Annotated in this window: 17 protein-coding genes and 1 tRNA gene; 14 read left to right on the top strand and 4 right to left on the bottom strand. The window is 39.3% G+C overall.

Translation table 11 applies throughout. The features are described from left to right. Positions 1-160 precede the first annotated feature (160 nt). The gene (locus tag ACN0TV_RS05980) at positions 161-2,572 is read left to right on the top strand and encodes a heavy metal translocating P-type ATPase (RefSeq protein WP_417361091.1); all 2,412 of its coding nucleotides are present in this window, start codon (positions 161-163) and stop codon (positions 2,570-2,572) included. 107 nt (positions 2,573-2,679) lie between these two features. Next, a complete protein-coding gene (locus tag ACN0TV_RS05975; protein WP_417361089.1) occupies positions 2,680-2,898 on the top strand; it encodes a heavy-metal-associated domain-containing protein in 219 nt (72 codons plus the stop codon). Positions 2,899-3,252: 354 nt separating this feature from the next. Here the strand turns inward: ACN0TV_RS05975 and ACN0TV_RS05970 are convergent, their stop codons facing one another. From ACN0TV_RS05970 to ACN0TV_RS05960, 3 genes are all read right to left on the bottom strand, one after another. Further along, positions 3,253-4,614 carry an ATP-binding protein gene (locus tag ACN0TV_RS05970; protein WP_417361087.1) on the bottom strand — a complete coding sequence of 454 codons (1,362 nt, stop codon included), beginning with the start codon at positions 4,612-4,614 and terminating at the stop codon, positions 3,253-3,255. Positions 4,615-4,741: 127 nt separating this feature from the next. After that, entirely contained in the window at positions 4,742-4,885 is a 144-nt protein-coding gene (locus ACN0TV_RS05965; protein ID WP_417361560.1) for a phage integrase SAM-like domain-containing protein, read from the bottom strand. Positions 4,886-5,108: 223 nt separating this feature from the next. Next, positions 5,109-5,183: transfer RNA gene (locus ACN0TV_RS05960), tRNA-Pro, on the bottom strand. A 207-nt stretch (positions 5,184-5,390) separates the two neighbouring features. Here ACN0TV_RS05960 and ACN0TV_RS05955 point away from each other — a divergent pair. The 3 genes from ACN0TV_RS05955 (at position 5,391) to ACN0TV_RS05945 (ending at position 8,906) form a co-directional block, all read left to right on the top strand. Continuing rightward, complete coding sequence (locus ACN0TV_RS05955) at positions 5,391-6,506, top strand: PQQ-dependent sugar dehydrogenase (protein ID WP_417361085.1); 1,116 nt, start codon at positions 5,391-5,393, stop codon at positions 6,504-6,506. A gap of 133 nt (positions 6,507-6,639) precedes the next feature. Further along, a complete protein-coding gene (locus tag ACN0TV_RS05950; RefSeq protein ID WP_417361083.1) occupies positions 6,640-7,836 on the top strand; it encodes an MFS transporter in 1,197 nt (398 codons plus the stop codon). A 77-nt stretch (positions 7,837-7,913) separates the two neighbouring features. Further along, on the top strand, positions 7,914-8,906 hold the full coding sequence (locus ACN0TV_RS05945; RefSeq protein ID WP_417361082.1) for a UDP-glucuronic acid decarboxylase family protein: 993 nt from the start codon (positions 7,914-7,916) through the stop codon (positions 8,904-8,906). Between the two features lie 27 nt (positions 8,907-8,933). On the opposite strand, the gene ACN0TV_RS05940 is transcribed toward ACN0TV_RS05945, so the two are convergent. After that, positions 8,934-9,623: an NUDIX hydrolase gene (locus ACN0TV_RS05940; protein ID WP_417361080.1), complete on the bottom strand. Its 690-nt coding sequence runs from the start codon at positions 9,621-9,623 to the stop codon at positions 8,934-8,936. 221 nt (positions 9,624-9,844) lie between these two features. On the opposite strand from ACN0TV_RS05940, the gene ACN0TV_RS05935 reads away from it, so the two are divergent. From ACN0TV_RS05935 to araA, 9 genes are all read left to right on the top strand, one after another. Beyond that, entirely contained in the window at positions 9,845-12,931 is a 3,087-nt protein-coding gene (locus ACN0TV_RS05935; RefSeq protein WP_417361078.1) for a SusC/RagA family TonB-linked outer membrane protein, read from the top strand. Positions 12,932-12,950: 19 nt separating this feature from the next. Further along, positions 12,951-14,516: a RagB/SusD family nutrient uptake outer membrane protein gene (locus ACN0TV_RS05930; RefSeq protein ID WP_417361076.1), complete on the top strand. Its 1,566-nt coding sequence runs from the start codon at positions 12,951-12,953 to the stop codon at positions 14,514-14,516. 23 nt (positions 14,517-14,539) lie between these two features. Beyond that, positions 14,540-16,078, top strand: coding sequence for an alpha-N-arabinofuranosidase (locus tag ACN0TV_RS05925; RefSeq protein WP_417361074.1), 1,539 nt, complete (start codon positions 14,540-14,542; stop codon positions 16,076-16,078). Between the two features lies 1 nt (position 16,079). Then, positions 16,080-17,066: an arabinan endo-1,5-alpha-L-arabinosidase gene (locus ACN0TV_RS05920; RefSeq protein WP_417361072.1), complete on the top strand. Its 987-nt coding sequence runs from the start codon at positions 16,080-16,082 to the stop codon at positions 17,064-17,066. 72 nt (positions 17,067-17,138) lie between these two features. Further along, positions 17,139-19,127 carry a glycoside hydrolase family 127 protein gene (locus ACN0TV_RS05915; RefSeq protein ID WP_417361070.1) on the top strand — a complete coding sequence of 663 codons (1,989 nt, stop codon included), beginning with the start codon at positions 17,139-17,141 and terminating at the stop codon, positions 19,125-19,127. A 22-nt stretch (positions 19,128-19,149) separates the two neighbouring features. Further along, positions 19,150-21,144 (top strand): alpha-L-arabinofuranosidase C-terminal domain-containing protein, encoded by a 1,995-nt coding sequence (locus tag ACN0TV_RS05910; RefSeq protein WP_417361068.1) that lies wholly within the window; start codon positions 19,150-19,152, stop codon positions 21,142-21,144. 15 nt (positions 21,145-21,159) lie between these two features. Then, positions 21,160-22,836: a ribulokinase gene (locus ACN0TV_RS05905; protein ID WP_417361066.1), complete on the top strand. Its 1,677-nt coding sequence runs from the start codon at positions 21,160-21,162 to the stop codon at positions 22,834-22,836. A 10-nt stretch (positions 22,837-22,846) separates the two neighbouring features. Then, positions 22,847-23,551: an L-ribulose-5-phosphate 4-epimerase gene (locus ACN0TV_RS05900; protein ID WP_417361064.1), complete on the top strand. Its 705-nt coding sequence runs from the start codon at positions 22,847-22,849 to the stop codon at positions 23,549-23,551. 13 nt (positions 23,552-23,564) lie between these two features. Next, a complete protein-coding gene (araA, locus tag ACN0TV_RS05895) occupies positions 23,565-25,070 on the top strand; it encodes an L-arabinose isomerase (protein WP_417361062.1) in 1,506 nt (501 codons plus the stop codon). Positions 25,071-25,075 lie beyond the last annotated feature (5 nt).

Genomic DNA, 25,075 nt, shown 5'->3' with positions numbered 1-25,075 from the left:
AATATTCGGTTCTGGGGATGCTTGCCTTTAGAGAAAATGCGCTGAACTTTTTTGTTTCATAGCTTATTCAAGAAATCTTACAAATCAAATTTATAAATCTACAACAGTTGGTAGGTTAATTATGGCCAACTTTGTAACTGTTTATTAATGCAATTGAACTATGGCAACAAATAAAGAAATAATTTATCTTCCTCTTGAAGATGTGGATAGCGAGCACTGTGCGTTAATTGTTGAAAAAGGGCTTTCACAGGTTAAGGGTATTGAAAGTAATAATGTAGAGACCAATAATCGTAGAGCGGCTATCACTGTTAGAGATAACGAAGCGGTAACCGAAGCAGTGAAAACAGTAAGGGATCTTGGATATGGTGTAACCACCGCCAATGGAACCTTCCCTGTACTGGAGATGACTTGTGCCTCATGCGCCGGAAGTGCTGAAAGTATTGTAAAACTCCAACCAGGTGTGGTAAGTGCCTCTGTAAACTACGGTACCGGAAATCTTGTTGTCGAATACCTTCCTAATATGACGGATCCTTATAAGCTGCAAAAAGCTGTACAGGGTGCGGGTTACGACTTGTTGATTGAGGAGGAAAGTACACAATATGAAACTCTAGAAGAGATTCATGAAAAGAAATTTAAAAAATTAAAATTCAAAACCACCTGGGCTGTGATATTATCGCTTCCTGTGTTTTTGATTGGGATGTTCTTTATGGACATACCTTTCGGTAATGAAATTATGTGGGCATTCTCGACACCTGTAGTATTGTGGCTAGGAAGAGACTTTTTTATTAATGCATGGAAGCAAGCAAAACATCGATCTGCTAACATGGACACATTGGTCGCTTTAAGTACAGGTATTGCCTATATTTTTAGTGTGTTCAATATGTTATTCGCTGATTTCTGGATCCAAAGAGGGCTTGAAGCACACGTGTACTTTGAAGCTGCTTCCGTTATTATTGCCTTTATTTTATTGGGGAAATTACTGGAAGAAAAGGCTAAAGGAAACACCTCTAGTGCAATAAAAAAATTAATGGGTTTGCAGCCAAAGACTGTAATGGTACTCCAAGCTGACGGATCTGAGTTACAAACCTCTATTGATGATGTACGTGTAGGAGATGTAGTTCTGGTAAAGCCGGGTGAAAAGATAGCTGTAGATGGAATGGTGATTTCTGGAAATTCTTATGTGGACGAAAGTATGTTAAGCGGTGAGCCGGTACCTGTATTGAAGAAGGAGAATGAAAAAGTTTATGCCGGAACCATTAACCAAAAAGGAGGCTTTCAGTTTAAGGCTGAAAGGGTCGGTAAAGAAACCATGCTTGCCCAGATCATTAAGATGGTTCAGGATGCCCAGGGAAGTAAAGCTCCTGTTCAGAAGCTCGTGGACAAAATCGCGGGTATTTTCGTGCCAATAGTAATAGGTATTGCTATTCTTACGCTTATATTTTGGATCATATTGGGTGGTGAAAGCGGTCTTGTTCATGGATTGTTGGCTGCGGTTACGGTACTGGTTATTGCATGTCCTTGTGCCTTAGGATTGGCTACACCAACCGCTATCATGGTTGGGGTTGGTAAGGGAGCCGAGAATGGAATTTTAATTAAAGATGCTGAAAGCTTGGAATTGGCCAAAAATGTCGATGCCATTATATTGGATAAAACAGGTACCATTACCCAGGGAAGGCCAGAAGTTACGGGCATACAATGGCTCAATGATGATGATACAGCAAGCAGTATCTTAATGAGTATTGAGAAGCAATCAGAACATCCATTGGCAGATGCAGTGGTAAAACACCTTGCAGATATTTCTACAACGAAGTTGTCAAATTTTGTAAGTATTACAGGTAAAGGTGTACAAGCGGAACATAATAATGAAACCTATTACATCGGAAACAAAAAACTGTTAGCTGAAAATAATATTAACATTGCTGAAGCATTGCAACAGCACGCTGAACAGTGGAGTAAGCTGTCCAAAACCGTGATTTGGTTTTCAAATAGTAAGCACGCACTAGCTGTGGTAGCGATCTCTGATCAGATTAAAGAAACTTCGGTACAGGCGATAAAAGATCTACAAGAAATGAATATAGATTTATATATGCTTACAGGAGATAATGAAGCCACGGCCAAAGCCATTGCCAATCAAACAGGGATCAAGCATTACAAAGCAGAAGTTTTACCGCAACAAAAGGCTGAATTTGTTAAAGAATTGCAAAGCCAAGGGAAGGTAGTTGCCATGGTGGGAGACGGTATTAATGATAGTACGGCACTCGCTACTGCTGATGTAAGTATAGCCATGGGTAAAGGCAGTGATATTGCAATGGATGTGGCTAAAATGACCATTATTTCATCGGACTTGACCAAGATTGGGCAGGCCATCCGTTTATCTAAACAGACCGTGTCTACCATTAAGCAAAACCTGTTCTGGGCATTTATTTATAATGTGATAGGTATTCCAATTGCTGCAGGTATTTTGTACCCGATCAACGGATTCTTACTGAATCCAATGATTGCCGGAGCTGCGATGGCACTGAGTAGTGTGAGCGTGGTAAGTAACAGTTTAAGATTGAAGTGGAGAAAATAAAGATAGAGTTCCGGCCTTACTGACAATAAATCTAGAAATTGTATAACCTTGCATAAGTAAGTTATGCTGAAGTATATAACCATTAAGAATAATTAAAAATTAATATCATGGAAAATAAAGAGCTTAAATTCAAAACAACCCTTAATTGTGGTGGATGTGTATCAAAAGTCGAGTCGGATTTAGATAACTCGCTAGGGATCTCCAAATGGAATGTGGATACAGACAATCCTGATAAAATACTAACCGTAAACTCTAAGGGGATTACGGAGGATGAAGTAATGGCTATCATTAAAAGCAAAGGTTTTAAGGCAGAGCCTGTCGAATAAAGAATGAATTAAAAATATCGGAGTAGTGATGTTATAATTATTATGCGCTGCTTCGATATTTTTAATTTTTAGGAATGATGGAAGTGAAGATTAAGCCTGAGTTTCTACTGTACTTGATATGTACTTATGGATGATTGGAGTTTTAAGAGAATTCGCCGAAGTGTACATTTTTGATGAAGCATTGCACATCCAATTGAACGCCTTTTATATGATTTTAAATGAAATCAAACAAATGCATATAAACAAAAAACACTGAAAATCATACGATTAACAGTGTTTTGATGTGACGTATTTATAATGATCAATTTATTCACAAAATCTTAATTCGTGTTTGTGACCAATTTTTGGTAATGCTCATTTCAACCTATGGTTGTTGACGAAATAATCGATATAGGCAGGAAGTTGCGTGCCCAAATAATAGGGAAGGTTCATCAGTAAATACGGGGTGCCTTCTAGGGTCGTCAAATTTTCTATCTTGAATTCCCCAGCATACATCCTTATCGCATACTGGTGGTTTGTTTTGTCCATAAACAGGTGTAGGGATCTTAACGTGCCCGTTGCACCCGATTTTATCTCAATAGGAACTACCTTATCACCAAAGGTATATACCATATCTACTTCTGAGGAGGACTGTTTCTTTTCACGGATCCAAAAATAAGGTTTAGTATTCGTTATGGTATTTAGCGATATTACTTCTTGGGTTATCAGATGTGGTATCATTGCTCCTTTAAAGGCATTGCTCAAATCGTCCATGCCCAATAACTGGGCCTGTATCCCCAAGGTATAATTTATCAGTCCGGTATCCAGAAACTGTAATCTTGGCGATTTTTTGATATCCGGCTTGATGGGTGGATCTATATCTGTAGTAGGGTAGATGAGCTGTATGATCTTAGCAGCGTCCAAATTGCGCATGGCCTCACCTACCTCTCTGGATCTATAATTGGAATTTCCGAAATTTTGAAATTTAATACGCTGGTCCATATAGAGCGGGGCCGTGTCCATGATGTGTTTGATGACCCTCCTTTCAGTGGAATTGGAAGTATATTTTTCCACATCCTCTTTATAGGTGGCCCAGATGCTTTCATATACTTTGGGAAGATTGGCCAGGTTTTCGCCTTCAATGTCCCTTTTGACCACTTCGGGCATTCCCCCAATGATGGCATACCGATGAAAGAGTTCCAGTAATATTTTATGAGCTACGGGATTCATTGGTATTTTGGTCAGTTGGTTTATGGCGGTACTATGGCCAATAGCTTGGAGATATTCCGCAAAATTCAAGGGGTATAGATAAAGAAACTCGACCCTGCCCACGGGAAAACTTTCTACCTCTTTCATTGCAAATTCGAGCAAGGACCCGGCAGCGATTACATGAAGTTTGGGAACCTCCTCAAAAAAATACCGCAACAATTGTATGGCTTTGGGCAATTCTTGGATCTCGTCTATAAAGAGTAAGGTATTCTCCTGTTGGTCGGGGGTGAGATTATTTGACAGGAATAACGACTCTACAATGGTATTCACGTCGTCGTAGACATCAAAAAAGGCCTTGTCCGCAGCTTTTTCAAGATTCAATGAAATAAAAAAGTCATACGTTTTAGCAAATTCGTTCACAAGGGTAGTCTTACCCACCTGCCTAGCGCCACGCAGTATCAATGGTTTCCTATGTTTACTGGCTTTCCAGTCCACCAAATAAGCAGTTACATGTCGTTCAAAATTCATACTTCTATATCTATTGTAACAAAGTAAGGGTAAATTTATCAAAATTATGTAACAAAGTAAGGGTAAATTTTTGGGATTATTTGTGACAGAGTAAAGGTAAATCTCCTAATTTCGATAAATTTTGCTCCTATGAGTGCATCCACTTCAGTTTAACGGCAAGGTTTATTATTTTTTTAAACCGTTCCAAGTGCTTCATAACGCCATTGTTGCCTAACATGAGTTGTTTCTTGGAGTTACTGTAATTACGAAGATAATGTTCAAAATCGGTCACAAATTCGTAGTTCAATTGTTTTAGGTAGATGTCCCTTAACCTTCTTTAGTTCCCGCAAGGTCTTACTGTTATCGTCTTCTCCCAGATATCTTCCCCCAAGAGTTCCCCTAATTGCACACCTTTTATATGGTTTTAAATGAAATCAAACAAATGCATAAAAAACAAAAAAACACTGAAAATCAAAAGATTAACAGTGTTTTTTGTTGACCTATTTCTAGGTTAGTCGGGGTGGCAGGATTCGAACCTGCGACCTCCGCGTCCCAAACGCGGCGCGATAACCGGGCTACGCTACACCCCGAATGTAAAAGTTCAATATGTTCCTATTATGGGAATAGGTTTTGCTATTAAGCGGGCACAAAAGTATTATTCTTTTTTTAAATAAACCAACATTCGGAGAAGCATTTTTTAGGTTTTTTTAATTTAACATATTTTTAAGATGCCACTTCTCTTAGTTGTGGTAAATTTTAGTCTAATTTACCGTCTTTAAATCAAAAAAAAATAAATAATGAAAAAGTATTTCGCCTTACTCGTGCTGGTTGCAGCGCAAGCGTCTTGTGCACAGGATGATAAGACAATAAAAACTCCAGATAAAATCACTTATGATGTCGAGACCGTAGTAGAAGGGATTAATATTCCATGGGGCATGGCATTTTTACCCAGCGGAGATTTACTGGTTACTGAGAAGTCCGGGAAACTATACTTAGTTCATGAAGGAAAAAAAACAGAGATTTTCATGGACTTGCAAATCTACAACAGGGGGCAAGGTGGTCTTATGGATGTCAAATTGCACCCCAACTATAAAGAAAATGGATGGATCTATTTTTCTTACGCCAGTGATGAGGGAGAAGGAGAAGGGGGACACACTGCAATAGCTAGGGCTAAACTCAATGGTAATAGTTTGACAGATACACAACAACTCTACAAAGCATCACCTAACTCAACAAAAGGACAGCACTTTGGGTCTCGTATAGCCTTTGATAATGAAGGTTTCCTGTATTTCTCAATAGGAGAACGTGGTGAGAGAGATGTGAATCCGCAAGATATAACCAGAGATGGTGGAAAGGTTTATCGTTTATACGACGATGGTCGTGTACCGCAGTCCAATCCATTCTATAATACTCCTAACGCTGTTAAGGCTATTTATTCCTACGGACATAGAAACCCTCAAGGGATGTTGAAGCATTACAAAACAGGTGAAATCTGGGTTCATGAGCACGGCCCTCAAGGTGGGGATGAAATTAACAAAGTTAAAAAGGGTGCTAATTATGGGTGGCCAGTTATTAGCTACGGAGAGAATTATGATGGTACTACTTTAACAGAAACCACCAAAAAAGAAGGAATGGAGCAGCCATTATACTATTGGGTACCTTCTATAGCCCCTAGTGGGATGACCTTTGTTACTTCCGATGTCTATCCAAATTGGAAAGGAAGCCTTATGGTAGGGTCTTTAAAATTTGGTTATGTGGAAAGACTTGTGATTGAAAACAACAAAGTGACACAACGAGAAAAATTAGTAGAAGGTCTGGGCAGAATCCGAAGTGTAATACAAGGTCCTGATGGCTATATCTATGTTGGTGTGGAGGGTACCGGAGTTGTAAAGTTGGTGCCTAAATCTGAATAATACTTAATCCTTGTTTTTTAGATTAGAATAGAAGCGTTTGTTTTGGTTATAATTTCACATAAACTTGACAATTAAGCACAAGTGTTTGCAATATATTTGACGTATTTTTGCCCATTGAAATTTTGGGAAATATATGACAATTACAAACAAAAAAGCATTATTAGCTCTAGCCATTGGAGGATTTGGTATTGGGATGACCGAATTTGTCATCATGGGTATCCTTCCGGATGTTGCCGGAGCACTTGGCATAAGTATTCCACAAGCTGGGCACTTTATATCTGCTTATGCTCTTGGGGTTGTTGTAGGAGCGCCGTTATTGACCGTCATAGGAAATAAAATAGCTCCGCATAAAATGCTGTTGTATTTAATGGTTTGGTTCACCATATTTAACACTTTATCGGCCTTTGCAAACAATTATAGTTTATTGCTAGTAGCTCGATTTTTGTCCGGATTACCACACGGAGCATTTTTCGGAATAGGTGCTGTTGTAGCCGGGAAATTAGCCAGAGAAGGGAAGTCAGCTAAGGCCATAGCCACGATGTTCACAGGATTAACACTTGCCAATGTTATTGGGGTTCCAATCGGAACTTATGTAGGTCATCATTTTCATTGGAGTATTTCATTTTTGATTGTTGGTGTAATTGGGATCTTGACCATGTTGAGCATTCATTTTTGGATGCCCGCTATGGAGAGAAGTAAAAATCAAAATATCAAAAGTGAATTTAAGGTCTTTAAAAATTTAGATTTTTTGGGAATCGTACTTCTAACAACCGTTGGGACAGGTGGTTTCTTTGCTTGGTATAGTTATATTGCACCGTTAATCACAGAAGAAGCAGGTTTAAGCCCAAATATGGTTAGTTACGGTATGATCATCGCAGGTACCGGCATGGTGATCGGTAATTTTATTGGAGCGAAGCTAGCAGAGGTGTTTTCTCCTTTAAAAGCAGTTATTATTAGCTTGGTTATCATGGTATTAATGTTGTTACTTAATGTAGTTATAGCCCCAACAGGTGTGGCAGTTTTAGTCATGACTTTTATTGTTGGAATGATTGCATTTACAGTATCAACACCGATACAGATGGCGGTCATCAACAGTGCTAAAGGTTCAGAAATGTTAGGTTCATCTGCCAATCAAAGTGCCTTTAATATGGGAAATGCATCAGGAGCCTATCTTGCAGGTTTACCCATTGCATTTGGGTATGGATTTACTTCGGCGAGTGTAGTCGGTGCTGGACTTGCAGCTTCTGGGGTTATACTTGCACTTGTAATTCTGTACTTCAGAAACCAAAAAGTAGCTAAACAAAAAATGGTCCTTCAGGACTGTAAATAATAATTAGAACAGAACCGATCCATGGAGTCGTAATTTACTTCAATTTTAGTTACCTTCGCTTTCAAAGAAATGTAATAGTGGAAAGGAAGCGAATTTTAATTACTGGTGCAGCTGGATTTTTAGGTTCACACTTATGTGATCGGTTTATTAAAGAAGGCATGTACGTTATCGGGATGGATAATCTTATCACCGGTAGTTTAAAAAATATTGAACATCTTAGATCAAATGAGAACTTTGAATTTAGGCATCATGATGTGACTACTTTTGTAGATATCTCCGGTCCTCTAGATTATGTTTTACACTTTGCTTCACCGGCAAGCCCAATTGATTATTTAAAGATTCCAATTCAAACCCTTAAAGTGGGTGCCATCGGTACTCATAATTTACTGGGTTTGTCTAAGGATAAAAACGCTCGAATTCTCGTAGCCTCTACTTCTGAGGTGTACGGAGATCCGTTGGTACACCCGCAAACCGAAGAATACTACGGAAACGTTAGCCCTGTTGGGCCTAGAGGAGTTTATGATGAAGCCAAACGCTTTATGGAGTCCATTACCATGGCGTATCACAGATTTCATCAACTAGATACTCGTATTGCCCGTATATTCAACACCTATGGTCCCAGAATGCGTCTTAACGATGGACGTGTTATTCCTGCTTTTATTGGACAAGCACTCAGAGGAGAGGATTTGACCGTCTTTGGAGATGGAAGTCAAACACGATCCTTCTGTTATGTAGATGACCAAGTCGAAGGAATCTACCGTTTATTAATGAGTGATTATCACTATCCGATTAATATTGGTAACCCTACTGAAATTTCAATAAAAGATTTTGCGGAAGAAATCGTGAAATTAACAGGTGCTGATCAAAAAATAGTCTACAAACCTTTACCTAAGGATGATCCACAACAAAGAAGGCCGGATATTTCTAAGGCAAAAGAAATTTTGCAATGGGAACCCAAAGTGGGTAGAAAAATTGGAATGCGTCTAACGTACGAGTATTTCAAAAGCTTACCGACAGACGAATTGTATAAAAAAGAGCATCGCGATTTTACGGATCACAACAAAAAGTAGTCTAAGGGTGTTTTAACACTATGTGAATTAGATTTTAAAGGTAAATCCGTCTTCTACTTTTTTATGATACTTCTCCTTGTCAAATTCATACAAGAATGAACCTTTTCTAGAAGAGGACATATCCTTTTCGTCTAGTTTGATTAAGATATCGAGGTTGTTGATTTTATTGATAAAATTACGCTTATCTAATTTTTCGTCTAAAATAGCCTCATAGAGCTTTTGAAGTTGTCTCATGGTAAATTTCTCAGGAAGGAGCTCAAATCCTATAGGTTTGGTTGAGGTTCTGTACTGAAGTCGTCTAATGGCATGATTTACCATGTCATTATGGTCAAAGATCAATTCAGGAGCCTCTTTTATATTAAACCAACGTGCTGAGTATTTTTCAATGAGCTCTTCATTGTGATCTTCAATATTAATCAGTGCATAATAGGCAACAGAAATTGTACGTTCCACCGGATCCCGATCAACTTTACTGAACCCGTAAAGTTGCTCCATGTAAATATTGTTGATACCGGTAAGTGTCTGAAGTATCCTATTCCCCGCATCATCTAAGGTTTCAGCTCGTTGCAAGAAACCGCCCATAAGTGACCATTTTCCTTTCTCCGGCTCAAAATCCCTCTTAATTAAAAGTATCTTGAGTTCTTCTTTGTCAAAGCCGAAAATGATACAATCAACTGCTAATAAAACTTTATCCTCTTTACTGTAACTGTTTAACATGTGGGTAGATTTAATCAAAACAGGTGTAAAATTACGTTTTTTTTTGACAAGCTCAACTTCTTTATTTTTATTCAAACCAGTGGCAATCGGAGCTCATTGCGTTATAAGTAGTTATATAACAATATTTTAATGAATCACTTAATATTTTATTTGTTTTTGTGAATAATTATTAATTAATTTGGAAATGTAAAAACAACACTTATAATTTAAACTAGCTAATCATGATTTTAAGTAAACATTTAAAGTATCGTATCGGTACTTTATTTATGGGAGGGATTCCGTATTTAGTTGCCGCAATGATGTTTTTGCCGTTTGGGCTTTGCGCTCAGGGTAAGACCATCACTGGAACAGTAGTAGCTGCTCAAGGGGGAGAACCACTTCCCGGAGTTAATGTTCTTGTCAAAGGGACAAACACTGGTGTGGCTACTGATTTTTATGGGAATTACAGTATTGAAGCTTCTACCTCGGATGTACTGGTATTTTCTTATATCGGGTTTAAAAGCCAAGAAATTACCGTAGGGGGCGGTAGCACTATCAACGCTTCGCTCGAACTTGATAATACTTCCCTAGAAGAGGTTGTGGTTATTGGTTACGGTACCCAGAAAAAAGCAGATCTTACAGGTTCTGTTTCCGTAATTCAGGCAAGTGAAGCTCAAAAGGTATCCAACAGTGATATCTCTCAGCTACTTCAAGGACGTGCTGCCGGGGTGATGGTTACCTCTGATGGGCAACCGGGTGCCTCACCTAATATCCGTATTCGCGGTGTAGGAACTTTTGGGAACAACCAGCCTTTATATATTGTGGATGGTGTCCCGGTAGGGACATCAATTCGGGATTTTAATCCAAATGACATCGCAACAGTTCAGGTGCTAAAAGATGCCTCTGCTGGCGCTATTTACGGTTCGAGAGCTGCGAATGGGGTGGTTATTATCACAACTAAAAAAGGGAGAAACAACACACCTTTAAAAATTCAGTACAGTGGTTATTATGGGATTGATCAGGTGAATCAAATCATGCCTGTACTTAAGCGTGAGGATTATCAGATGATCGTCAACGAAAAACGAGTTAATGCAGGAATGCCATTGATTGCCGGTAACGATCCTAATTCACCGTTATTTATTGATAATATTGATACAGACTGGCAAAAAGCCGGTATTAAAAGTGGTAGCAGGGTGAATCACAATTTTAATTTTTCAGGTGGTGGAGAATCCGTTACCTATAACGCCTCAGTTGACTATTATAGCAACGAAGGTTTTTTAGTCGGAAAGGGTCCCACTTATGAACGCTATTCCGGTAGAATTAATACCACCCTGGAAAAAGGAATATTTAAAATTTCACCGTCCTTGTATTATTCGCATTCCTTTGAGAACTCTTTAACCTTCAGAGGAGACGTGCTTACCGGTGGTAGACCTCCATTAATTAATGATTTGGTGATTGCCATTCCAACGATGGGCGTATATGATTCTAATAATAAAGGAGGCTTTGCAGGAACTAGTTCAGAGTTACATCAGACCATAGCGTTAAATGTTCCTGGAATTAATAGTTTGTTCACCAACTGGGTAGAGGTGGATCGCACATTTGCCATTATTAATCCGGAACTTAAACTATGGAATAAAGGAGGGAATGAGCTTACATATAAAATGAACTTAAGTTATGATAAAACCCAAGCTAGAGACTTCTCTTTTGTTCCTGCTTTTGAAATGGGTTATTTCTTCAATTCAGGAAAATCACTCTTGGATGACAATTCCAGAATATACACAGTGAGTTTGGTTGAAAACACATTGAATTATAAAAAGACTTTTGGAAAGCATACCTTAGACTTGCTACTTGGACAAACCTTTCAAAAGAACGAAGCAGTGACGCGTACAGGTCACTCGGAAAACCTTCCTGAGCCGTATCTTCCCGTACTTTCTAATGGAGAAAATCATACCTCTGGAGGAGGAGAATCAACTAGTACGTTGGCTTCAATTTTCGGTAGAGTGAATTATAATTTTGACGACCGTTATCTGATAACCGGTACCATACGTAGGGATGGCTCATCAAGATTTTCATCCAGCAATATGTATGGAACCTACCCTTCCGTGGCAGTAGGTTGGAGAATTTCCAATGAAGACTTCTTTAAGATACCAAAAGCGATTATCAGCGATTTAAAATTTCGTGCAAGTTATGGCGAACTCGGGAATCAAAACATTGGCGATTATTTATACCAACCCGTCGTCAACCGAAATATTTTATACAACTTTGGAGGACAGACCGTCATCGGAGGACTGCAAGCTAATATCGTAGCAGAGGATATCAAATGGGAAACCTCTTCTTCACTGAATATTGGAATGGATGCTTCGTTATTTAATAATGCTCTGGATCTTACCGTGGAGTATTATAACAAAGAAACAACAGATGTCCTAGTTGGAGTGCCGATTCCAGCCTCTGTAGGTTCTATCAATAAAAGACCTATCGTGAATGCGGGGAGTTTGAAAAATACCGGTGTGGATGTTGCTTTGACGTATCATTACACAAACGGTAGTGACTTTAACTTCGATATCTCTGCTAACCTCAGTACCCTCAAAAATGAAGTTTTAGCTTTAGGGGGAAACGATGAGCCCGTTTATGGTGTTGGATCAAAGACACAAGTTGGAGGTGAAGTCGGAGCACATTTTGGCTATGTTTACGATGGGATTTTTCAAACGACAGATGAAATTACTTCGCATGCATTTCAGACTTCTGCAACTTCTCCAGGAGACGTGAAATTTAAAGACTTAAATGATGACGGAGTCATCAATGCTGATGATAGAACGTTTTTAGGTAGTGCAATTCCCGGCATTACCTATGGCTTGAATTTTTCAGCTAACTACAAAAACTTTGATTTTACCGTATTTGCTTCTGGGGCTGCTGATTATTATATCAACAGTAGAATATACAGAACCCTGATGTGGTCTACAGACTATATAAATTCTCATGAGGATATTTTAAATCGATGGACTCCTGAGAATACCGACACGACAATACCAAGGGTAGTGGCCAATGACCCTAATGGTAATGCACGCGACTCTGACCGACCAGGTTGGTTGCAAAAAGGAGATTATTTGAGGTTGAACACCATTTCTGTGGGATATAAAATTCCGGAAAGTGCTCTGGGAACACTTTTAAGCTCTGCAAGAGTATATGGGACGCTACAGAATGTGTACACTTTTCAATCCTATAAAGGCTACAATCCTGATTTTAATTCGGGCGTTTTTGAACCTGGTTTTGATAATGGAACTTATCCAAGACCAAGAACCTATATGTTAGGGGTGCAATTAACTTTTTAACGACCACAATAGAATCGACATGAAAACATATAAATATATATTACTGACACTCACAATCCTAGTCTTGGGAAGTTGTGAAAAAGATCTGAATTTATTAAATCCTAATAGTCAGACCACTGATACCTATTGGTTGACTGAACAGCACGCTCTAGAGGGGGTGAATGCCATATACAATTCCTTTTTAATTGACGGGTACTATATGCGTATGACACCAGGACTTACCGATGGTCGTGGAGATGATTTCACCGGTGATAGTCCTTGGCTGGACTTGGTACAAGTTGGACAATTTGTTTTGATGCCCACATCAGGACCTATTGAATGGGCATGGTCCGCTTACTATCAGGCCGTGTATCGTTCTAATCAGGTTTTGGCAAGGGTTCCGGAAATTGAAATGGATTCTAAGGTAAAGGAACGATGCCTAGGGCAGGCTGCATTTTTAAGAGCCATTGCGTACTTTCATTTAAAGACTAACTTTCAGAAGGTTCCGCTTGTTTTAACTCCTGCTCAAACTCAGGAAGATTATTATGCGCCAACCGCTACGGAGCAAGAAATATGGGATCAAATCGTTGCAGATTTGAAATTTGCTCAAAGTAATCTCCCCGTGGATTACAACAATGTGAGCGGAGCTGATCAAGGACAAGTAGGGAGAGCAACCAAAGGTGCAGCTACTGCATTCTTAGGTAAAGCATATCTGTATATGAAGCAGTGGGATTTATCGGCTACAGAATTTAAAAAGCTAATTGATGGTCCTTTGAGCGGGTATAGTTTAATGGCAAATTATAGAGATAACTTTAGTCCCCACACCGAGAACAATGCTGAATCTATCTTTGAAGTGCAATTTGCTACTCCGGATGAGGTTGGTGGAACAGTTAAAAATTACGGTGGAGAGCCTTCTTCTGCATGGATGCAAGTATCTTCCGTTGGACACACTTATGCAATGGACGGTTTTGGATATTCTGACTTTTTACCTACCCGTTGGATTTACGAGGAATACAAGGAAGAAAAAACGGTTGATGGCGGATTAGATCCAAGACTCTTGGCTACTATTGCTTCATACGAGCCTACGGAAAATTCAACTACAGTTTATGCAGGGGTGCCATGGCCCCATGCAGAAACTGCCATATATCCAAGAAAGTATACCCATGACGGTTTAGGTTTTGAATCTGAAAGTCAGGGGTCGGTAGAGCTATCTGAAATAAACTATCGTTTAATGCGATATGCTGATGTATTATTAATGTATGCAGAGGCTCTAAATGAACTTGACAGAACCCAAGAGGCTTATCCTTATATTCAAATGGTTCGTGATCGTGCTAAATTGCCGGATTTAGCCGATGTAAAGCCCAATATGAACAAACAACAAATGCGAGATCAATTGGGGCATGAAAGGGCACTTGAATTCGCTATTGAAAGTATCCGAATTCACGATATCGTACGGTGGGGTTGGCTATATGATGATGCAAAATTGAGTATATTGAAGTCTCACGATCCGGATTTCAATACCTGGACACCTGGGAAGGAATATCTACCAATACCGCAGACAGAGTTGGATGTCAATCCAAATTTAGAACCCAACTCAGCAAATTAAATCTAACTATAAATTATACAATCATGAAATTTAAAAATTTAATGCTGGCAGGCGCCCTAGTTGTTAGTGGTTTCGCTACCGCTCAATCCACGGTCTTGGTGCAAGAAGAAGAGGATGCGCCACTAATTAGCAGACACATTTACGGGCATTTTGCCGAACACCTTGGAAGATGTATTTACGGAGGTTTTTACGTGGGTGAGGACAGTGAGATTCCCAATACTGCAGGAGTTCGTACTGATATTATAGAAGCTTTGAAAGACATGAAGATTCCAAATCTTCGTTGGCCAGGTGGATGTTTTGCGGACACCTATCACTGGAAGGACGGTATTGGACCAAAACAAGACAGACCTACAATCGTCAATCAATGGTGGGGGGGCGTTACTGAAGATAACAGCTTTGGAACCCATGATTTTCTTGATCTTTGTGAGACTTTGGGAGCGGAACCATATTTAGCTGCCAATATTGGTAGTGGAACTGTACGAGAATTTACAGACTGGATTCAATATGTCAATCACGATGGTGAAAGTCCAATGGCTAATCTTAGACGTGAAAACGGAAAAGAAAAATCTTGGGGTGTAAAATATTGGGGAGTCGGAAATGAAATGTGGGGATGTGGAGGAAACATGACTCCTGAATACTATGCTAACTTATACCGTCAGTACGCAACTTTTATGAGTAGCTGGGATAATGATAAAGGAATTTACAGAATTGCCTCTGGTGCTAATGTAGATGATTATCACTGGACTGAGGTATTGATGAGAGATGTTCCAAAACAACTTATCGAAGGGGTTGCACTACATTCTTATTCATTCGTAGAATGGGAATCTAAAGGGCCTGCTGTTGACTTTAATGAGCTTCAATATTTCAAAACTATTGAACGTGCATTAAATATGGAAACTTTGATTGTCAACCATACTGCTATTATGGATAAGTATGATCCTGAAGGGAAAATCGATTTGATCGTTGACGAATGGGGCGGTTGGTATAATGTTGAAGAAGGGACAAATCCAGGCTTCCTATATCAACAAAACACCATGAGAGATGCTATGATTGCCGGTGCAACGCTCAATATTTTCAATAATCACAGTGATCGTGTAAAAATGGCAAATCTTGCACAGACAGTAAACGTGCTTCAAGCCGTGATCCTTACTGATGATGAAAAAATGATATTAACACCAACCTATCATGTAATGAAGATGTATGCTGCGCATCAAGATGCTACTCGTTTAGATCTAGATTTAAATACGGAATCTTATGAGTACGAAGGGAAAAAAGTTCCGGCAATTTCAGTATCCGCCTCTAAAGATGCTCAAGGGAAGGTTCATATATCAGTGGTCAATGTGGATATGAATAAAGCGCATGATTTAGAGTTGGATCTTGCGAGTTTGAATTTGAAAAAAGCAGCTGCAAGTATCTTGGCATCTGATGATGTACATGATCACAATAGCTTTGAAAACCCTGATAAAATTAAGGTTAATGAATTCAAAGATTTTAAATTTAAAAAAGGAAAATTAACTGTGGAAATGGCACCATTTTCCGTAGTGATGTTTGAATTGAATTAGGATGAAAATATTAGCAGCACTAATTTTTATTTGGGGTATCAATGGCCTGAGGGCACAGGATATTATAGTTCATGATCCTGTGGCTATAGAGCATGATGGGCAGTATTATTTGTTCTCTACAGGTCATGGTATTTCATGGTTTAGTTCTAAGGACATGAAGAATTGGAAAAAAGAAGAGCCTGTTTTTAAACAGGCTCCTTTATGGACAAACACTGTGGTTCCGGGATTTAAGAATCATATTTGGGCTCCGGATATTTCCTTTCACAATGGAATGTATTATTTGTATTATTCAGTCTCTAGTTTTGGTAAGAACACTTCTGCCATAGGATTGGTGACCAACAAAACACTTGATTCAGCCTCAGAAGATTTTCAATGGGAGGATCAAGGAATTGTCATTCAATCTGTCCCAAATAGGGACCTTTGGAATGCGATTGATCCCAATTTAATTTTCGATGATCAAAATACACCTTGGCTTGCCTTTGGCTCTTTCTGGAATGGCCTAAAGTTAGTCCAGCTTAATTCCGATTTAAAGACACTCGCGCAGCCTGAACGTTGGCATACTATTGCCAGGCGCAAGCGGGATTTTAAGTACCCTGATTCAGATGCAGGAAATGCTGCTCTTGAGGCGCCATTTATCTTTAAGAAAAATGGATATTATTATTTGTTTCTGTCCTGGGATTATTGCTGTAGGGCGGAAGAAAGTACTTATAAAATAGTCGTCGGAAGATCCAAAACAGTTTCTGGACCCTATTTAGACAAGCAAGGGAAAGCCTTGTTTGATGGTGGAGGAACCGTATTACTTGAGGGTAATGCGAACTGGTATGGTTTAGGCCATAATAGTGTTTACACTTTTGACCAGAAAGACTATATGTTTTTTCATGCCTATGATGCCCATGATGGTGGCAAACCAAAGCTTGGGATTCTTACTTTAGACTGGGATTCAGAAAAATGGCCCATTTTTTTAAAGAAGGAATTGAATAAATTATAACAGGAAGTTGTTTTTTAATTTTTAAAATGTAAATTGCACACTTATTTAATTAATCTGCCAAAACTCGATAAGATGAAACGTTTGAATCAAAAGCTGTATTTTTTTGCAGTACCGGTATTATGTCTCTTGCTATTTCTAATAGGATGTAATTCTAAGCCTACTGCTGAGGTCGCTACAGCGGAATCAGAGATCAATCAGGGATACCCTATTGAAGCTGTGGATATAAAACACGTAAAGTTAAAGGATGAATTTTGGCTTCCTGTAATTGAGCGAGTTCAAAATAAAACCATAGAATTTGCCTTGGAAAAATGTGAGGAAGAAGGACGATTTGAAAACTTTTTGATCGCAGGGGGAGAGATGGAAGGAAAAGCCCGAGGAGTGATGCCTTTTGATGATACTGATGTTTATAAAATCATAGAAGGTGCTTCTTATTCGCTAATCAGCGCACCCAATCCTCAGTTAGAGCAGTTGTTAGATTCACTTATAGGTATCGTAAAAACTGGGCAAGAAAAGGATGGTTATTTAACTACTTGGAGGACTATTGATCCCGATAATCCAACTGCAAATTGGGTAAATGTCATTGATGGTAAACGCTGGGAATCAATCGAGGCGAGCCATGAACTATACAATGCCGGGCATCTTTACGAAGCTGCAGCGGCACATTATAGAGCTACCGGAAAGAAAAACTTCCTAAATATTGCTTTAAAAAATGCAGACCTTTTGGTGAAAACCTTTGGTCGTGGGGAAGGAAAACTTGAAAAAGTTCCTGGGCACCAAATTGTTGAAACTGGACTTGTAAAGTTATATAGAATTACAAAAAACGAAGATTATTTGGATTTGGCACGATTCTTTTTAGATGAAAGGGGTCATCATGAGAACAGACCAAATCTTGGAGAATACTCGCAAGATCATGTCCCCATTACCCAGCAAGATGAAGTTGTAGGACACGCAGTTAGAGCGGTCTATATGTATGCCGGCATGACCGATATCGCTGCAATAGATAAGGACACTTCTTATCTTGATGCGGTGAACAATCTTTGGGAAAATATGGTGAATAAAAAAATGTACATCACTGGGGGGATAGGAGCAAAACACGATGGGGAGGCTTTTGGAGTCAACTATGAACTTCCTAATCTAACCGCATACAGCGAAACCTGTGCTGCCATCGGCGATGTGCATTGGAATCACAGACTACACAACCTAACTGGAGATGTGAAATACATGGATGTTTTGGAACGTAGCCTATATAACGGTCTACTTTCGGGAATCTCATTAAGTGGAACTGAGTTCTTCTATCCTAACGCTTTGGAATCAGACGGCACTTATAAGTTTAACAGAGGTGCATGTACACGACAAGAATGGTTTGATTGTTCTTGTTGTCCTACAAATATGATTCGTTTTTTACCTTCTTTACCAGGCTTGGTATACTCTAAATCTGATAATACGGTTTATGTAAATCTTTATGTGGCTAACCAAGCTCAAATAGATTTACCGGCTACTAGTTTGGCAATTGAGCAACAAACAAATTACCCATGGAGCGGGCAGGTAAACTTTACAGTAACTCCAGAAAAGGAAGCTAATTTTACTTTAAAATTAAGAATACCGGGTTGGCTAAGAAACGAAGTGCTTCCAGGAACACTTTACCAATATAAAGATGAAGTTAGTTCAGCTATTGAACTAAAAGTTAATGGTGAAGTAGTCGATGCTCAAGTAACTGACGGTTATGTTACTATTACTAAAGAGTGGAAAAAAGGAGAGACTTTGAGCTTGAATTTACCAATGGAAACTAGAATGGTGATTACAAACGATAAAGTAGAAGATAACCGAGGTAAACTGGCATTAGAATACGGTCCTATTGTATATGCCATAGAAGAGGCCGACAATAAAGAAAATTTCGATTCCATTGCATTAGAGGTGGATGATGAATTTCATGTGGAATGGAAGCCTGAATTACTTCAAGGTGTAAACGTCATTCAAAATGAAAATCTAACAGCCATTCCTTACTATGCCTGGTCAAACAGAGGCATTGGTAAAATGAAAGTTTGGATACCTAGCAAATAGCACTATTAAAATAAACTAACAAATGAAAACATTGAAATCTAGTCGAATTAAAACTACCCTGCTTAGCGGAATGTTCTGCTGTTTTAGCGGATTTATAACGGCGCAATCTTCAACTACATTAGAGGTAGACGCCTCGAAAACTGTGGCAGAAATAGCGCCCACCATGTACGGGATATTTTTTGAGGATATTAATTTTGCTGCAGATGGTGGTTTGTACGCTGAACTTATAAAAAACAGATCTTTTGAATTTGACAATCCTTTAATGGGTTGGGACCAGCCAAATAGCGATCGCCATTCTTATAACAAAGAATCGGGAATAGCCGTTCCGGTTAAATATTCAAAACAACAGAATAATCATAACTTTATTAGGGTCGAAGTAAAAGACGCTAATGGATATAAGTTGATCAATAAAGGTTATAGAGGAATAGGTATACATAAAGATGAACATTACAGACTTTCATTTTTAGCATCCAAGAAATCAGGAGAAATTAGTCAGATTCACTTTAAACTCCTAGATGAGGCCGGAAAATTAATAGGATCCAGTTCTGTGAGTTTGTCTTCTGGCAATTGGAAAAAGTACCAAACTAAACTTACAGCTAGTACTACTGTAGAAAAAGCGGGTTTAGAAATTACCTTTAGTGGTCAAGGCGAAATCGATTTGGATATGATCTCTATGTTTCCAGAAAATACCTGGAATAACAGAGAAAATGGAATGCGAGAAGATTTGGTTCAACTTTTAGCGGATATGAATCCTGGTTTCTTAAGATTTCCGGGGGGATGTATCGTAGAGGGTAGGACCCTTGCAGAGCGATATCAGTGGAAGAAAACAGTAGGTCCGGTAGTTGGTCGTGAAATACTTATCAATAGATGGAATACCGAGTTTTCACACCGATTAACTCCAGATTATTATCAAAGCTTTGGCATTGGCTTTTTTGAATACTTTCGACTGGCCGAGGATATAGGTGCAACTCCGCTTCCTATACTAAGTTGTGGAATTGCTTGTCAATTTAATACAGGAGAGTTAGTACCTATGGATCAATTAGATCCTTATGTACAAGACGCCCTTGATTTGATTGAATTTGCCAATGGTTCTGTGGATACACCATGGGGAAAAGTGAGAGCTGACATGGGACATCCGGAGTCATTTGATTTAAAATATATTGGTGTTGGAAACGAACAATGGGGACCAGATTACATTGAACGTTACAAAGTATTCAACGATGCCATTAAAAAACAATATCCTGATATTATTATTGTATCAGGTTCCGGACCATTCCCGGAGGGTGATTATTTCGAATATGGAATGGAGCAACTCAATAAACTTGGCGCAGAAATAATTGATGAGCACTATTACAAAAGCCCAGAGTGGTTTAGAGAAAATGCGGATCGCTATGATAGCTATAATAGAAACGGGCCTAAGATATTTGCTGGTGAATATGCAGCACAAAGTGTAGCAATTGCCAGCCCGCAAAATGAAAATAATTGGGAGTGCGCCTTATCTGAAGCTGCATTTATGACTGGCCTGGAACGCAATGCTGATGTGGTACAGCTTACTTCCTATGCACCACTTATGGCGCATACCGAGGCTTGGCAATGGACTCCGGATTTAATTTGGTTTGACAACCTTAGTTCCTATGGAACTCCGAATTATTATGTTCAGAAAATGTTTGCCACAAATCGTGGATCCGATTTGCTGAAAGTAAGTGCAAATGGGGAAAAACTCATTGGTCAAAATGAGTTATATGCCTCTGCAGTTAAAGAAGCTTCTACTTCTGAAATAATTGTAAAGGTTGTCAATACAGCTTCGATTGCTAAAACCATTAATTTTAATATTAAAGGTGTGAACATTGGAAAGAAAGCTGATCAAATTGTATTAACAAGTGATGATTTGGGTGCTGTAAATTCTATTGACAAGCCAAAAAACATCGCTCCAGTAACTAAAAATATTAGTGTGAATAAAGGTGTTGAACTTGCTCCTTATTCTGTGAACGTGATTAAACTGAGAATTGAAAAATAAAATTTTATATTGAAAATGAAAAAATCCTATGTCATCGGACTTGATTACGGTACGGATTCCGTAAGGGCTGTATTGTTAGACGCCCACAGTGGAGAGGAGATTGCAACTGACGTTTCTTATTATGCAAGATGGAAGCAACGGCTCTATTGCGAAGCCACTAAAAATCAATTTCGACAGCATCCTTTGGATCATATTGAAGGATTGGAAAAGACCATCAAAGCGGTGGTCTCTCAAAGTGGCGTAGGTGCTGATGCCATCAAAGGAATATGTATAGACACCACAGGTTCTTCACCATTACCCTTGGATAGTCAAGGAACTCCTATAGCGCTTTTGGATGAATTCAAACAGAACCCTAATGCTATGATGGTTTTGTGGAAAGATCATACCGCTATAAAAGAGGCCAATGAAATTAATGAACTCGCTCGTAATTGGGGTGGAGAGGACTTTACTTCTTTCGAGGGAGGAATCTATTCTTCAGAATGGTTTTGGGCTAAAATACTACATATTGTCAGAGAGGATGAAAAAGTAAAATCTGCAGCCTACACATGGATGGAGCACTGTGATTACATGACATATATGTTGTGTGAAGATCAAGATTTAGATCGTTTTAAACGCAGTAGATGTGCCGCCGGTCATAAGGCAATGTGGCATGAAAGCTGGGGAGGACTTCCGGCAGATGAGTTTTTAGAACAATTGGATCCCTATTTAAAGAAACTAAAAGGTCAATTGTATAGTGAAACCTTTACTTCGGATACCATTGCAGGGAAATTGAATAGCCATTGGGCAGAGAAGTTAGGGCTGAGTACTCAGACCGTTATTGCCGTTGGGACATTTGATGCCCATGCTGGTGCAGTAGGTGCAAAAATTGAAAAACACACCTTGGTTCGCGTGATGGGAACTTCTACCTGTGATATTATGGTGGCTGATAAGGACGTACTCCAAGAACGTATGGTCAAAGGAATTTGTGGCCAAGTTGATGGTTCTGTTATACCTGATATGATTGGACTTGAGGCTGGTCAGTCTGCCTTTGGAGATGTACTAGCTTGGTTTAAAGATGTATTGAATTGGCCTTTACAAAATTTGGTTTATACGGCTAAAAGTCTTGATGAGAAGCAGATTGAAATCCTTAAAAAAGAAGTGGAAGAGGCATTTATTCTTAAATTGTCTGAAGCTGCACAAGGTATTCCAATGGAAGAGAGTATTCCTACAGCCTTGGATTGGGTTAATGGAAGACGAACTCCAGATGCAAACCAAGAACTGAAGGCCGCAGTGATGGGACTTAACTTGGGTAGTAAAGCCCCTCATATTTTTAAAGCTTTAGTAAATGCTATTTGCTTTGGGGCTAAAAAGATAGTGGAGCGTTTTGAAGAGCAGGGTGTTAGGATTGATACTGTTATAGGAATAGGTGGGGTGGCAAGAAAATCTCCACTGATTATGCAAACCTTAGCTAATGTATTAAATAAACCCATTAAAATAGCGGCATCCGATCAGGCGCCGGCCTTGGGTGCGGCAATTTACGCTGCTGTGGCAGCAGGAATATATCCAGATGTTATTAGTGCTAGTAAAGAATTGGGAAGTCCCTTTGAAGCCGAATATCATCCTGAGCCAAATCAAATTCAGTATTATCAAGCACATATGGAATCCTATTCCCAGCTTGCTGAATTTATAGAACATAAAGTTACAACGAAATAAACTAGATCTTATGGATTCTAAATATCGAGATTTAAAACAAGAATGTTACCAGGCCAATATGGAATTAAACGCATTGAATCTGGTGATCTATACCTTCGGAAATGTGAGTGCCGTGGACAGGGGAAATGGTGTTTTTGCGATCAAACCTAGTGGTGTCCCTTATGAGACTCTTAAACCAGAGGATATTGTTATTGTAGATTTTGACAATACTATAGTTGAAGGAAACATGAGGCCTTCTTCTGATACCAAAACCCACGCGTATCTATACAAACACTGGACAGATATAGGAGGAATTGCGCATACCCATGCAACCTATTCTGTGGCTTGGGCGCAAGCCCAAAAGGATATTCCGATTTTTGGAACGACTCATGCGGACCACTTGGTAGCAGATATTCCTTGTGCAGCTCCAATGCACGATGATTTAATTCAAGGAAATTACGAGCACAACACCGGTATTCAGATATTAGATTGTTTCAAGGAAAAGGGTTTGAGCCACCAGGAAGTTCAAATGGTTTTATTAGGAAATCACGGTCCGTTTAGTTGGGGGCCAACGGCAGCAAAGGCTGTGTACAATAGTAAAGTATTGGAAGAGATTGCTAGAATGGCCTTTTTAACCTTGCAAATCAACCCCAATGCACCTAGATTAAAAAATTCATTGATTAAAAAACACTACCAACGTAAGCATGGAAAGGATGCTTATTATGGACAAGAATAAAATAATATATATAATGATTTTAACTGAAAAAGAAATTTGGTTTGTTACAGGAAGTCAACACTTATACGGCCCTGAAACTTTAAAACAAGTAGCGAATAACGCCAAAACTATTGCCACTGAGCTGGGTGCATCTGCACGTATAAATGTTCGGATTGTCTATAAAGACATTGTTACTACATCTGAAGAAATTACGGCACTGTGTATAGCGGCTAATAGTTCTAGAAACTGTATTGGAATCCTTAGCTGGATGCATACTTTTTCACCAGCCAAAATGTGGATTGCCGGCTTAAATCTTTTAAAGAAGCCACTTTGCCATTTACACACACAATTTAACGCTGAAATTCCTTGGAATGCTATTGATATGGATTTTATGAATCTCAATCAATCTGCCCATGGAGATCGTGAATTTGGTTTCATGATGTCCAGGATGCGCAAAAAGAGAAAGGTAGTTGTAGGACACTGGAGATCACAACATGTGCAATCTCAGATAGGCGTATGGTCGCGGGTTGTTCTGGGATGGGACGAACTACAGCACTTGCGTGTTGCCAGGATTGGAGATAATATGAGACAGGTGGCCGTTACCGATGGAGACAAGGTAGAAGCTCAAATCCGTTTTGGTTTCGAAGTGAATGGTTATGACTCCTCTGATGTTGTACAACACATAGAGGCTGTTAGCGATGCAGACCTGAATGAACTCCTTGAAGTCTACGAGCACTCCTATAACCTCACAGAGTCGCTTAGATCCGGAGGAGAACAGCGACAATCGCTTGTTGATGCTGCAAAGATAGAATTGGGACTTCGTCAGTTTTTAGACCAGGGCGGATTCAAAGCATTTACAGACACCTTTGAAAATTTAGGTGCTCTTAAACAACTTCCTGGTCTAGCTGTTCAAAGGTTGATGGCTGACGGTTATGGCTTTGGTGGTGAAGGAGATTGGAAAACCGCTGCCATGCTACGCAGCATGAAAGTGATGGCTTCAGGGCTTGAAGGTGGAACCTCATTTATGGAAGATTACACCTATCACTTCACGGAACAAAAATCCTATGTTTTAGGCTCACATATGCTTGAAATATGTCCATCGATTGCACAAGGAAAACCTTCTTGTGAGGTGCATCCACTTGGAATTGGGGGTAAAGAGGATCCTGTGCGATTGGTTTTTAATTCTCCCGCTGGACCAGCGATTAACGCCTCCTTAGTGGATATGGGAAATCGTTTCCGTTTGGTGGTCAATGAAGTTGAGGCGATTAAGCCTATGGCGGATTTACCTAAGCTTCCGGTAGCAAGAGTACTTTGGGATTGTAAGCCTAATCTGGAAACCGCAACAACAGCATGGATATTAGCCGGTGGTGCACATCATACCGTATATTCTCAGGCATTGCATACAGAATATATGGAGGACTTTGCCGATATTGCGGGTATTGAACTACTGGTAATCGACTCAGATACTCGAATCAGAAGCTTTAAAGACACCTTGAATGCAAATGAGGCTTATTACCATATTTTTCAACATGGAATGTAACCGAC

Origin of the sequence: Galbibacter sp. (assembly GCF_048266365.1) — a bacterium.
In the GTDB taxonomy this organism is placed as follows: domain Bacteria; phylum Bacteroidota; class Bacteroidia; order Flavobacteriales; family Flavobacteriaceae; genus Galbibacter.
This window is presented reverse-complemented; position numbering and strand designations above follow the sequence as displayed.